Origin of the sequence: Brotaphodocola sp., from assembly GCF_050873065.1 — a bacterium.
Lineage (GTDB): Bacteria > Bacillota > Clostridia > Lachnospirales > Lachnospiraceae > Brotaphodocola.
Window position 1 is genome coordinate 37,365 of sequence record NZ_JBNMIC010000021.1, and the last position, 13,002, is coordinate 50,366.

At 44.5% G+C, this 13,002-nt stretch carries 10 protein-coding genes; all 10 read right to left on the reverse strand.

Annotated features, from left to right (window positions below; genetic code table 11):
- Positions 1-33: 33 nt before the first annotated feature.
- The gene (locus ACR0QE_RS07400) at positions 34-693 is read right to left on the reverse strand and encodes an FHA domain-containing protein (protein ID WP_432627729.1); all 660 of its coding nucleotides are present in this window, start codon (positions 691-693) and stop codon (positions 34-36) included.
- A 119-nt stretch (positions 694-812) separates the two neighbouring features.
- Positions 813-1,823, reverse strand: coding sequence for a hypothetical protein (locus tag ACR0QE_RS07405; RefSeq protein WP_432627730.1), 1,011 nt, complete (start codon positions 1,821-1,823; stop codon positions 813-815).
- Positions 1,824-1,837: 14 nt separating this feature from the next.
- Positions 1,838-2,479 carry an FHA domain-containing protein gene (locus ACR0QE_RS07410; RefSeq protein ID WP_432627731.1) on the reverse strand — a complete coding sequence of 214 codons (642 nt, stop codon included), beginning with the start codon at positions 2,477-2,479 and terminating at the stop codon, positions 1,838-1,840.
- 105 nt (positions 2,480-2,584) lie between these two features.
- Positions 2,585-4,906: an FHA domain-containing protein gene (locus ACR0QE_RS07415; protein WP_432627732.1), complete on the reverse strand. Its 2,322-nt coding sequence runs from the start codon at positions 4,904-4,906 to the stop codon at positions 2,585-2,587.
- On the reverse strand, positions 4,907-7,030 hold the full coding sequence (locus tag ACR0QE_RS07420) for a protein kinase domain-containing protein (RefSeq protein ID WP_432627733.1): 2,124 nt from the start codon (positions 7,028-7,030) through the stop codon (positions 4,907-4,909).
- Between the two features lie 83 nt (positions 7,031-7,113).
- Positions 7,114-7,920: a PP2C family protein-serine/threonine phosphatase gene (locus ACR0QE_RS07425; RefSeq protein WP_432627734.1), complete on the reverse strand. Its 807-nt coding sequence runs from the start codon at positions 7,918-7,920 to the stop codon at positions 7,114-7,116.
- Positions 7,913-9,238 (reverse strand): FHA domain-containing serine/threonine-protein kinase, encoded by a 1,326-nt coding sequence (locus tag ACR0QE_RS07430; protein ID WP_432627735.1) that lies wholly within the window; start codon positions 9,236-9,238, stop codon positions 7,913-7,915. Before ACR0QE_RS07430 ends, ACR0QE_RS07425 begins: the two co-directional genes overlap by 8 nt.
- Positions 9,239-9,262: 24 nt before the next feature.
- Positions 9,263-11,086, reverse strand: coding sequence for an FHA domain-containing protein (locus tag ACR0QE_RS07435; RefSeq protein ID WP_432627736.1), 1,824 nt, complete (start codon positions 11,084-11,086; stop codon positions 9,263-9,265).
- Positions 11,071-11,670, reverse strand: coding sequence for an FHA domain-containing protein (locus tag ACR0QE_RS07440; RefSeq protein ID WP_432627737.1), 600 nt, complete (start codon positions 11,668-11,670; stop codon positions 11,071-11,073). The genes ACR0QE_RS07435 and ACR0QE_RS07440 overlap by 16 nt, the downstream gene beginning before the upstream one ends.
- A 107-nt stretch (positions 11,671-11,777) precedes the next feature.
- Positions 11,778-12,503 (reverse strand): PP2C family protein-serine/threonine phosphatase, encoded by a 726-nt coding sequence (locus ACR0QE_RS07445; RefSeq protein ID WP_432627738.1) that lies wholly within the window; start codon positions 12,501-12,503, stop codon positions 11,778-11,780.
- Positions 12,504-13,002 lie beyond the last annotated feature (499 nt).

Consider the following 13,002-nt stretch of genomic DNA (forward strand, 5'->3'; position numbering starts at 1 on the left):
GTATTTTTCTGCTGTCAATCTGCTGTCAAACCTCTATCTGTCGTTGTCGTCCCATGAAAATTCCGGTCCACAGAATGGAACAAACATCAGCTTTGTCTTTCCAACCAACAGAACATCTCTGGCATGCATCTCCATATTCGTCAGCACAACCTGATCATTCATATAAAACAGTTCTCTGGACTCTCCCGGCTGTGCGATAAAAATTCTTCCTCTCGGCTCATAGGTGACAATCGCATGTCTTCCTCTCGATACGTTCATATCTCCTTCCAAAACGATGTCCATCTCTCTGGAACGTCCGATAAAATTCTTTCCGTTTTTCAGCTCAAATGCCTTTCCAAGCATGGAACCTTCCACACAAACCAACCATCCGACTACCGGATCGGTTCCCATAGACTCTCCATAATAGCTGATCGTCTTATCGTTATCTTCCTCCGCCGTATTCCAATCCACAGACGCAGATGTTGCAACATTCACAGCATCCACAAGAGAAACTGATCCGGAACTTTCCTGAGTTTCATACGGATCTTCCGTTCTCTGAACCTGCGTATAGCCATCGTCCTTACTATCAGGAATGGTCTTCTGCATATTGACAGTCTTGCTGTCATCCCCCTGACCTGCCTTACTGCAATGTGGACATGTTGAATATTTATCTGCATCGTAATAGTGTCCATTCTCACATTTTTTTAAGTTCATCTTTATTTCCTCCTTCGTCTTCTTCCAACGTTTTCTTTCAATTACGTTTTCTTAATGAAATCATCTTTATTTTTTCAACTATTTTTACAAAACACCGAAATGTTTTTTCCGAAATAGTTTTACCGAAACAACTTCTCCCAGATCGATTGACTGCGATCCCACTGGACATTTTCTCTGATCTTTTCTTCCTCCTGAACCAGGAGTTCTGTCGTCTCCTCATCCAGAAATTGATTCAAAAAATCTTGAAGAGAAGCCGGCCAGAGGCTCGGATCTTCGCTCAGCGCACACTCGAGTGCATCCACCAGATACTCCGGAAAATGTTCTTCCATCAAATCCAGATTTTCATCCACACTGTGCGTTTCCCACTCCTCAAGTCCGCAAAGAACCGCTCCCATGAGATGCGCCAGTTCAAAGATGTCTGCATTTTTTCCCGATTCTGTCAACTCTTCCTCGGAAAGCTCTTCTTTTTCATACGCTTTTCTTTCATACGCTTGTGCATTGTTAAATCGCCCGATCTGCCATCCCCCATCTTCCGTCAGATAACAGCAATCCACGCTGATCTGCCCATGATAGATTCCCTTCTCATGCAGGATGAGAAGAGGTTCTGCCAGTTTTAAAAGAAGTTTCTCTGCTTGCTGAACGTTCCAAAAGGTTCTTTCTTCAAGGATTTCCCGAAGTGTAACTTCTCCCGGATACTCCAAAATCTGATAGACCGTTCCATTTGCGTGTGGAATGGCTAACACATTTACCATTCCCTGCATTCCATCTAAAGCCAGAAGAGCCTGTCCACACTGTTCAAAGCGCTCACACCCCCTCTGATAAACTTCCACGTCTTCTTCGTGATTTACCTTCACCTTACTGCCATCGTCCGCACGGGACACCAGCTCCTTAGGAAAATACTCCTGAATCAGCACATTTCGGGAAAACAGAGCGTCCCAGCCAATATAGAGAAAATCATTGGAGCTCTCTCCTCGGAGTGTCCCCAGAATATAGCGAGAATTCAGAATGGACCCTGCCTCCAGCTCCATTCCAAAAGCCCTCTCATCCTTTCTGATCCACCCGCACTTCGGACAGCCCCTCAATGTCTCCTCGTACTCCGTCATACAATTCAAACATCTCACTACTGCCATTTACCGTCACTCCATCATTTCAATTTAAACATATGCTCGGTCTGTCCCATCTGCAAAACAGTTCCGGATTTTAAGTGAACCGGTTTCTTAGATTCTATTCTTGATCCATCTCCCAAATAAACTCCATTTGTCGATTCATCACAGACAATATATTCTTTGCTGACCGGATCAAAACTGATCTCACAGTGCTTTCTGCTGATCTCCTTTGCTGAGATAATCAGATTGCTCTTTTCCTGATCACGACCAATCACAATCTTTTCTCCAAGATTCAGAGGAATCTCTGCGCCCTGGTAAAATCCCTTAATGCCGATGAGACCACCTTTCGGAAGAATTCTCGTCTCGTTGTCATCGCCATGAAGCGTATCCCCTTTTTCCGGTTCAATCACTTTTTCTCCCGTCAATGGAATTTCTTCATACTCATCTTTTTCAGGAACTCTCTTGTATCCATTTTTTACCAGCCAGTTGATGTACATCCCATTATAATGAAATGCCAGGACAAAGGTTCCCAGTCCACCCGAAAAGAGCTGAACAAGAAGACAGGTAAAAAATCCGGATACATGACCTCGAAACAGCGCTACCCAGGCTCCAAAAATCATATATGTGACCGAAAATCCCCGCTTTACATGGAGGACTTTTCCGGTCGTTTCCTGACACATATCAAATTCTTCCCGCTTTGACAAAAGACCAATGATTAAAAAAATCGCCCATAAAATTAATACAATTCCACACCATATCTTTAACCAGTCCATCGTTTATCCCCCCTATCTTGAATCCTTCGGCAGTCGTCTCAGACTGATCGTCGCAATCACCAAAAAGAAAATCGTCATCCCTGCCAGAATTCCCCAACAGGAAGAGACATGTGCACTCGTCGACTCGAAGAACTCCTCTGCCTCATGCTCGATCATCGGGTACTCCTCCTGCATTTTCAGCGAGAGATCATTCAACTTGACAACACTTCCGAGTGCCTCCACCGTCCATCTGCTGACCGTCATGTAGGAAATCCACTCTCCGACATTCTCGAGCTTAAACAGGATTCCTGAAAACAGGAGCTGAATAATCAGGAGAAACGGTGCTGCCACCATCGCCTTGTCCCCGGACTTTGCATTTGCCGAGACAACAAATCCCATCGCCTCCGAGGCAAGAATCACAAGCCAGATTGTGAGCATAATCTCCGGGACAAAACTGTCTAAGAACACTCCCTCTCCACTCTTTCCAACTGCAATCAGAAAACTTCCGGATAACAGAACGGCCTGGATTCCTCCAATTCCCATCTGCACAAAGAACTTGCTGAACATATAAACCGGAAGTTTCAGATTCGTCATATACTCTCGTCTCAAAATGCTTCGCTCCTTGCAGACCTCCTGGATGGAGTTGAACAGTCCAATCCAGATTCCCGAACAGCACAGAGCAAACATCATTGTCTTTGTGTTTTCGTAGATGTCAAACACGCTCTCATCTGCGACCAGATAGAGCATCAGACCGATGATAACCGGTTGAAGCAACATGATGGCGAGACGCGCCATATCATTTTTGAGCAGTTCTGCATACCGCTGTACAAGAATTCCCCACTGACGAATCGCAGAAGTGCGCTTTCCGCTGTATCTGGTTCGCGCCGGTTCCCGTTTTTCTTCGGAAGGTGTGTAATCCCTCTCCTGAAATTTCGCAAACTCCTTTTCCCACATCGCAGAGTTTGCCGAAACCTTGTTGTATGCATCTGCGAGATTCTCCGTGTCAAAGAACATCTTTGCCTCTTCAAATGTTCCGGAGAAACAGCACCGTCCCCCTGTTCCCATCAGGATAATGCGATCACATAAATCCAGATTCTGAATCGTGTGGGTTACCATGATGATCGTCTTGTTTCTCGTCTTTGCCAGACGGTTCAGCGTTCTCATCAGATTCTGTTCTGTGCCCGGGTCAAGTCCCGAAGTCGGCTCATCCAAGAAGAACAGATGCGGGTCTGCCAGAAGCTCTACTGCAATGCTCGCTCTCTTTTTCTGTCCACCGGAGAGCTTTCGGATAAACGTATTCTGCTGTGGAACAAGCTCCACCATTTCCAGCACACTGTCAATCTGTCGCTCTCTCTCCTCCTTCGTGATGTCTCCTGACATCTTGAGTCTTGCCGTGTACTCCAACATTCTGCGCAAAGTCAGATTCTGATAAATGATGTCCTCCTGGGGCACATATCCGATGATACTCTTCATATACTTGAAATTCTCAAACAGATTCATGCCATTGCAGTAGACATTTCCGGTAACTGCCCGGTCAAAACCGCTGATCGCATTCATCAGCGTGGTCTTTCCCGCTCCAGAGCCACCGATGATTGCGACAAACTCATTGCTCTCAATTTGCAGGTTCACATCGTGAAGCAGTTCTTTCCTTTTGCTCTTTCCCACAACCTTTCCGAGATGAGAGACGGTGAGATTGATTCCCTCGGAACGTTTCTTATAAAAAATGCACCCCTGAATATAAATCATTTGAAAGGCAAAAATCTGAATCATATCAAACTCACTCAGCTTCTGTCTTCCCTCTATGAGTTTGCCATTCAGCAAAGTTCCATTCGTGCTGTTTACACTGACCAGTTCATACTCCTCATCGCCAAGCGGTTCAATCACGGCATGAAATCTCGATACTGCCGGATGTTCCAGCACAATATCATTTCCAGCTTCCCGTCCGATCGAGAGTTTCTTTTTATTGATGCTGATTTTCTTCCAGCTCTCATTCTCCTGACAGAGCGAATAAAGCAGATAAACCGCTCCCTGTTTCTTGAGTCCCCCAATATTCAAAACCATTCCATCTCGAAGCTCGATTGTCGCTGTGGTTTTCTTTAAATATCTCTTATTTCCCAGCACATCCACATAGGTGCCGTTGTTGCTGTTTAAATCCTCATAAAAGAAGTTTTCTCCACTTCTCGTCAGCCTTCCATGCTCATGGGATACCACATTGCTGTCCAGCACAATATCATTCGTCCCACTTCGTCCGATGTCATAGACATCTCTGTTCAACTGATTCAGATGATACTCTTTCACACTCCCGTCCGGGGAAATCACCAGCAAGAGTGGTTCTTTCTGCGATCTTGTATCCATTTACTCGTTTCCTTCCCATTCCCTTATGTATCTCTGATTCTCCTGCATCCACTCGCTTCCGAGTGCTCTTCCGTTTTGAATCTCGTCCTTTAACTTTAAGTCTCCCTCATAGACATCTGCAAACACCTCACACATCCTGCGACTCAGCGGGACTCCCCTCTGTGATTTCACGCCGATCACATTCTGTGCCTGATCTGACAGCATATAATAAATCAGCCATTCTGATGCTTTCTTCTGATTCTCATCCGAGTTTGCATTGACACTCCACAGATGATCAAAACGGACCTCAAACTGCTTTTCAAATGGAAGAATGACCAGGTACTGCCCGCCCATCTCCTCATTGATTCTTCGATAGTCACTTGTGTCAGAGAGATAGAATTTCACCTGTCCATCCTTAAACAACTCATATCCCTCTTCTGATTTTCTCTGACTCTGACTCTGATTCTGATTCGGTCCCTGATCTGATTCCTGATTTCCTTTCCATTGCCCCCGATGTTCCCGATAAGTCTCCGCGCATCCATCTCCCAGGAGCTGATCATAGAGCCTCAAATCATCCACCTTAACCGAGTAGGACAAATCCTCATTTTCTCTGAGTGTCTCATATCCGGATCGAACTTCTTCCCCTATTTTTGTTTCATCCATCTCCGAGTCTCTTCTCGCATAAACGACTGGAATCTGGAAGCACAACGGCATCTGTTTTTTATCCGGAAACAAGTTTTCATACTGATCAAGAAAGAGGTACGAGGAGGAGTCCGCCGAGGCAAGCAACTGCCACGTCATATCGAGAGGTTCTAAGTTGCTTGCATAGGAAGGATCAAGTTCTGTACTCTCAAAAAGATCCGGGAGTGTACCGTTCTTTGCAGATTCATTGATCTGCATTTCATACTCCTGTTCTGGAATCACTTTCACCTGCAACTCAATCTGACCATATTCCTGCTGAAAGGATTGCGTCATATTGTCGAATCTCTGCTGTGCCTCTTCCACGCTCTCATCCCTGTTTGCAGGCATCCACACAGTAACCACAGCGGAATGTAACGTTCCCATCTCATTCCTGCTTCGATATTGACTGTAAAGACCTACTCCGGCAAGCGCAAAGACTGCTGTCAAAGAAGTAACCTGAATCAGTCGGATCTTTCGTCTTCGCTTAATCTCCTCCTCCACGTTGCGAACATTTTTCTTCTTCATTAACGCATCCCGAAACTGCTCCGTATTCTGAAATCTCAATTCCGGTTTCACTGCCATCGCTCTCATAATCGTATTGCTCAGCTCAAGCGGAATCTCTGCATCCACCTCATGAGGAGGAATCACATGATCTTCCTGCTCTCGGTCTGTCGACTCTTCCGGCTTGATTCCAGTCAGCGCATAGTAGGTTGTCGCTCCAACCGCATACAGATCCGTCCATGCGCCCTGCTTTGCCCCCGTGCTGTACTGCTCAGGTGGTGCATATCCCGGAGTCAAAACTGTCGTCATATCCATTTTCTGAATTCTGGCTGTTCCAAAATCAAACAGCTTGACCACTCCACTCTTGCAGATGAAGATGTTGTTTGGATTGATGTCACGATGGATGATATTTGCCTTGTGAACCTCTCTGAGTGCGTCAAGTACTGCTAATGCCACACTGACTGCAATCTGCGGTTTCACTTTTCCACCCTGAGAACGAACAAACTCCTTGTAGTTCATTCCATCCATATATTCCATCACCATATATGCTGTATGATTTTCCTCAAAGAAATCATATACATCGACAATGTTAGGATGGTCATTAAACTTTGCAACCGTTCGCGCTTCGTTCAGAAAGCGTTGCTTTTCTTCTTCATACGCCTGAATTCGCTTTTCTGAGTAAATCTGAACTTCACTGCTTCCGGGCTGTCTTGAGGCAATTCCTCCCGGAAAATACTCCTTGATTGCCAGCTCTTTATTCAGTACATGATCCCACGCCTTATACACAATACCGAATCCACCTGCATTGATCGCTCTTCCAATCAGATAGCGACCATTCGACAGCTCTGTCCCCGGATTCAGATAGTACAAATTCTCATTTTCTTTTGTCCTGTCATATCCACAGTGCGGGCAGACATCAAATCCGTCCGGGTACTCTTTCATACAATTATAGCAACGGCTCACAGCTGTCCTCCCCCTGTCTTTTTCCTCTTGTAATTCCCTTATCCCTGTTATTTGTATTTTTATTTGTATTTCTAATTATCTTTTTATTTCTTGCGATATTTCAGCAAGATTGCAGTTGTATTATCCTGATGTCCGGTTGACTGCTCCCACGCCATTCTCACAAGTCTCTTCACTGCGACCGGAACACTGCTGTAATTATCTTCCAGCAATGCCTGAATCTGCTGTTCCTCCAAACTCTTATACAGCCCATCACTGCACAGCAAAATCTCATCCCCGTCCTCAAGCATCAGCGGATGAAGATTTCTCTCGACTTTCCACAGCCCTCCCATTCCCAGATAGCTGGTCAGAGCCTCCACTTTTTTCGTATTCAGCTCCTGTTCATACTGATCAAAAGAGATCTCCCCATGTTCTAACGCCTCGGTCACTTCCTGACGATAATTGTGATCTTTTGTGACACGGACCATAGTGGGTCTGCGAAAAACATAAATATGACTGTCCCCCACCGACATCCAGAAAAGCTGTCCATTCTGAACGATCACCGAGACAACGGTACTTCCCGCATGAAGATCCTTTCCGTTAGAATCCTTCATCATCGAGACAAGTTGATCCATCCGGCTTGCCTCCGCCAGCAAAAACTGTGGCATTCCCAGCTTGGGATCTATATGTTCATAATCCTGAAGCAGGAGTCGTACCGCCTCCCGGCTTGCCACCTCTCCACCATTCAAACCGCCCATCCCATCACAGACAACTGCAAGCGTACCTTTTTCTTCCACAACCAAGCCAGCAAAATCCTGCTGATACTCCCGGTCTCCGATAATGCTGTAAACCGCACCACAGATGGGGCTGTTCTCCCTGTTTTGAATCCGCTCGATCACATTGCTATCACTCATAAGAAATCCCCGCTCTCAACACACAGTCTGATCCCGCAAAAGAAATCTGAACATTCTCAGAATATCGGTACTCCCGTTCTTTCTCCAGGCGCTCTCCCTGCACAAACGTACCATTTGATGAGACATCTCTCAGCAAAAATTCTCTCTTTTTGCTGTCATAGGTCAGACAGCACTGTTGCTTGCTGATGCACTCATCCTCCGAAACAATAATATTGCTCCATTTCGGCGATCTCCCGATTTTTATCTCCTGATCCATCGGAAGTTTCCATCTCATCCCCGCATGCGCACCTGAAATCAACTCCAAATACGGAACACCCGTCTTTTCAACTGCTACTCCACTATCAGAATTGCTCAGCTCTTCAAGAAACTGCGCCATCGTCTGTGTCCGCTCCCGATAGTCCAGAATTAACGCCCGATCTACCGCCTCCGAAACAGACTTGCTGACATCTGTGCGAAGACTCGAGAGTGGCAAATAATTTCCTCCCTCCAGACGATCCATTGCATCCGGAATTGGAATTCCCGTCAGCGTATAGTAATAGGTGCTTGCAAGCGCATAGACATCTGTGTAGGTTCCCTGATGACCGGTTCTGCTGTACTGCTCCGGTGGGGCAAATCCATGCTTATACTGGACAGTAAACTCCTTGTTCTCGTCCATACTCTGCTGTCTCGCACTTCCAAAATCTAACAGCTTTACCGTTCCATTTTTCAGAATATAAATATTCTCCGGGCTGATGTCACGATGAAGGATTCCCGTCTTTCGATGAATGAGTTCCATCGCCTCTCCCACCTCGCGAACAATGTGATTGACAGACTCCACAGAAAGTCTTGCCTTTGTCACCTGAACAATTTTTCTGAGGTTCATTCCATCAAGAAATTCCATGGAAAAATAAGCAGTCTGATTCGCCTTAAAGCAATCCCGAACCTGAACAATTCCCGAGATCGTCTCAAACTTTTTGAGCATCTGGGCTTCTTCGATAAATCGCATCTGGATGTGATCGAACTGTGCCGTAAAGTTTGCATGACTCAACTGCATCTGACATTCGCCCGGATTGCGAAAAACAAGCCCAAATGGTGCAAGTTCCTTAACCGCACAGATTTCTCTCGTCTTTCTGTCAAATGCTTTATAGGTAATTCCAAAACCACCGATTCCAAGAACCCGCCCGATCAGATACCGATCTGCAAGAATTGTGTAAACCGGCAAGACATAAGTCCCACGTTTTTCAAGGTTCTCCAGATATCCACAGTCCTGACATCCTTGCTCCGGATCATAATGACTCGAAAAACAATTTGGACAAATCTTTTTGATCTCCTGTGTCACTTTCTATCACCACCTGATTTTTTCTTACCATCTGATTACAAAACTCAGCGATCCAGCCGAAATCTCATCGCCCACCCGCAAAGGATTTCTCTTTGTAATTTTTTTATGATTTACAAACGTTCCATTTGTCGTATCAAGATCTGTGATAAACATGTGTGTTCCATCCCACTCCAATGCGAAATGCTGACGTGACAACTGTTTGTCATCCAGATAGAGATTGCAGATCTTCGACCGTCCAATGATAAAGCTGTCCTGCATCGTGAGTTTCAGAGTCTCCGGTGCAGAACCCTTTGCCCGAACCACAAGCTCAAACGACTTGCTCTGAGCCTCCTCAATCTTGATATGCTTGTGAAGTTCTACATTGGAGGCAAGCACTGGTTTTCCATCCACATAGATCACACCATGTTTTTTCTTCACCTTGTAATAAACAACAAGCAGAATCACAACCAAAACGACTGCCAGAAGAATCAGTCCAATCCAGTACCATTCTCGGATTGCCTGAAAGGTTCTCTCCTTGAATGATCCCTTCTCCACTTCAAAAGATGCCGGAGCGCTCACCAAATTTTTCTCCATGGACCGATCTGTGATATTGGTGCAGACAAGCTGGTAATTTCCACTCTTCGGCTTCTCGGAAAGTGCCAGAATCACAGTATTTAACGCGTCTGTGGAAATCGTTACACCCGTGATTGTCACATCTGCAACCTGGGTTTCTTGCTCTTCCTGCTCCTCATCTTCTTTATCTTCCTCTTTTTGACTCTCGTCGTCCTGATCGCTGTCCTCTTTCTTCTCTTCCTTTTTCTCTTTTTTCTCTTCTTCTATTTTCAGTGTATAAGCAGAAGCCTGATCCGATCCATCCACCGGCTCCGAAAATTCCACTTCCAACTGCTGATCCGATACCAACTCTGCCCGTAAAATAACGGGAGCAGTTCGATCCGGAATGTAGCGGGATACCATCACATCCCTTGTCAGTTTCTGACCATCTGCCCCGGTCATCATAAATGACTGCATGCTGTTCGGGACAATATTCGTCTCCGCTGAAAACTTCCAGACATTTGCAGATTCTGTCTGTCTTGCAAAATTATTTAAAATCTGTCCCGCTTCACTCACCTCAAATACGGTCAGATTTCCTCCAGAAGTTCTCGCAAACTCGCCAAAACTGTTTGTGTTTTCCCGGGCTGTATCTGCAATTCCAAATGCATATACTGGAATTCCTCTCTGTGCCAAGATATTCTGTGCTTCCTGTGCCCCGGTTTTTCCGATCGTAAAATCCTCGCCATCCGAAATTACGATCATCACTCGTCTCTTACATACCTCGTCTGGAATACGGTCAAGCATATCCGAAGCCTGATTGATCGCCTCAAACAATAACGTGCGATTATCCGTATTTTTAAGACTTGCAAGCACCGCCTGCGTCTGCTCCGGAGTATGTTCCTCTCCTAACTGCATTGAAACTTCTTCTCCAAACGTATACAGAAGCATCCGATCCTGCGCCCGCAAAGTCTGCTCAAACGATCCGATCGATGCCTTGATTCCCTCAAAATAAGAAGTTGGAATCGAGTTTGATACATCAAGAAGAATACAGTAATAGACTGCCTCTCCGGTCTGTCCGAATTGTTCTGTCGAATCTAAATTTAATTTCTGAGATCCCAGATATGCCTCTGAAATTCCATCTGCTGTTCCATTTCCATATACCGTCACTTCTGGCAGATTTACATATACCTGTTCTATGCTTCGATTTTCTTCCGCATAAACCAAGTTTTCTTTTCCAATTCCAAGTCCTAAAAACAGGGCTGTGATCAGACACAAAAACAGATACCCGGGGGGTTGCAGTTTTAATCTTCGCTCCATACATGCCCCTCTCTGCAGAATGCCACAAATTCCAGCTCACTGCCTCCAACCTTGATCCGATCCCCAGTTTTTAGTTTTTCTGCCTGCATAAGAAGTTTTTCGTTTAAGTATGCGCTTCCTCCAGCCTGCTGTACCGCAAAAAACTGATTGCTACGGTCATCATAGACCACCGCACAGGATGCCTCCCTACTAAGTTTCTGATCTTCTCGAATTGCGATATCCAGATTCTCTGCCCTTCCAATTCGATTGAACCCCCGGTATAAATGATAATCTTTTCCTTTTTCCGGTCCACTTACACATACCAGCCATCCGGCGAGCAGATCCGGCTCTGTTCTCTTCGTCAGATTCTGATCGATCGCCTGCGTCTTTTCTTCTGTATCATCCACGGTCTGTTTTTTTCCAAATAACTGGATTTTTTTTAGAGCGACTGTCTTTTCCTCTTTTCCAAATCTCCCCTGAGTTCCCTGATTATCTACTGCAACCGTCTTTTCATCCTCATCCACAGCGAAAATCCCACAATAAGGACACTGTGAGAATTTTTCCGTGTCATAATAATGTCCATGTCCACATTTAATCAGTGCCATCTTTTGTCCTCTCCATTCTCTTTTTATTTACAGGCTTTTTTATTTCCCTTTTCCGTACCTTGTTCCCGTTTAATAGTTTCTATTCTATTGCTGTTTCTTTTATTGTTTTATTCTAGCCAGACTGCAATCGCAGAGTAATTGTCCATATCTGTATTTTTTCCGTTCTTTAATACAATTTCTTCCATACTGCTTAACCACTCTTCCGGAGTTTTTGCATGCTTCAGACAACTCTCCATTTTCCGCTCATCAATCAACTCCCAGAAGCCGTCAGAACAGAGCAGAAATGCCTGATTTTTCTGTCTTGGAATTTCTTCTGATTTCTGATGTTTCATCTCATCCATCTCTGTTCCAAGAACTCGAAGCAGACGGTTCCGATCTGGGTGATGTCGAATCTCCTTCTCTTTTATCTGACCGATTGCAACAAGCATCTGAGGCACACTGTGATCAAGCGTTCTCTCCACAATTTTTTTATTTTCAAAAAAATAAAGCCGGGAATCACCGATATGTCCCCACTGTATCTGTTCGTCTTCAATATCGAGAACAACCAGCGTGGTTTTCATATCCATATATAAGCGATCTTCACCCTGCTTTTCTATAATGGCATCCTGTGCACGCGCAAATGCCCCATCTATGAAATTTTCTTCTTCTCTTCCCAGTGCAAACTTCTCTATGACAGAATCCACTGCCAGCCTTGACGCAACTTCTCCCTTTCCATGACCGCCAAGTCCATCCGCTAAAATAAAGCAATATCGATTTTCATCCTGATACATTCCAATACTGTCTTCATTATTTTCTCGATTTCCCGGTTTGCTCAACATCGAAAAAGTCACCATAAAAAAACTCCCCCCTTATCGTGCCTTAATGTGTGTTATAATTGTAACCCCCCCTAAATGTTGTCAATCAATTTTATCTTTTTTATTCATTTGTATCTTTTTTTCTTTTTCATCTTCTAATTTCATTTTTCAAAGAACTACATGTTTTCTATTATTAAGTATCTGCTTCTGCTAAAAAACAGCCTTCCCCGCAAAATAAAAAAGCTCCCTTCTTATCTCAAAACAGAATCATTTCTCTACTCTGTTTGATAAAAAGAGAGTTTTTCTTAAAATAAACTATAAATGAGCAAGTTCGTGATTTTGCATAAAAGAAAGACACCTTGAATTCGATTGTGTTGTATAATGAAAGTGCCCAAACCAACATTTACAGCATTCACGAAAGAAGGTGTCTCCTGCAAATACTATACATCATTCAGCATTCATATACAACCAGTTTAAAAAATTAGATTTATGCAAATCGTATTCTAATCGAATGATCAATCATCTTATGAGTATCCTG

Excerpts from the sequence above, each read along its gene's own strand:
- ACR0QE_RS07400 (WP_432627729.1), bottom strand. The coding sequence starts at position 693 with ATGAACTTAAAAAAATGTGAGAATGGACACTATTACGATGCAGATAAA.
- ACR0QE_RS07405 (WP_432627730.1), bottom strand. The coding sequence starts at position 1,823 with ATGGCAGTAGTGAGATGTTTGAATTGTATGACGGAGTACGAGGAGACA.
- ACR0QE_RS07410 (WP_432627731.1), bottom strand. The coding sequence starts at position 2,479 with ATGTGTCAGGAAACGACCGGAAAAGTCCTCCATGTAAAGCGGGGATTT.
- ACR0QE_RS07415 (WP_432627732.1), bottom strand. The coding sequence starts at position 4,906 with ATGGATACAAGATCGCAGAAAGAACCACTCTTGCTGGTGATTTCCCCG.
- ACR0QE_RS07425 (WP_432627734.1), bottom strand. The coding sequence starts at position 7,920 with ATGAGTGATAGCAATGTGATCGAGCGGATTCAAAACAGGGAGAACAGC.
- ACR0QE_RS07435 (WP_432627736.1), bottom strand. The coding sequence starts at position 11,086 with ATGGAGCGAAGATTAAAACTGCAACCCCCCGGGTATCTGTTTTTGTGT.
- ACR0QE_RS07440 (WP_432627737.1), bottom strand. The coding sequence starts at position 11,670 with ATGGCACTGATTAAATGTGGACATGGACATTATTATGACACGGAAAAA.
- ACR0QE_RS07445 (WP_432627738.1), bottom strand. The coding sequence starts at position 12,503 with ATGGTGACTTTTTCGATGTTGAGCAAACCGGGAAATCGAGAAAATAAT.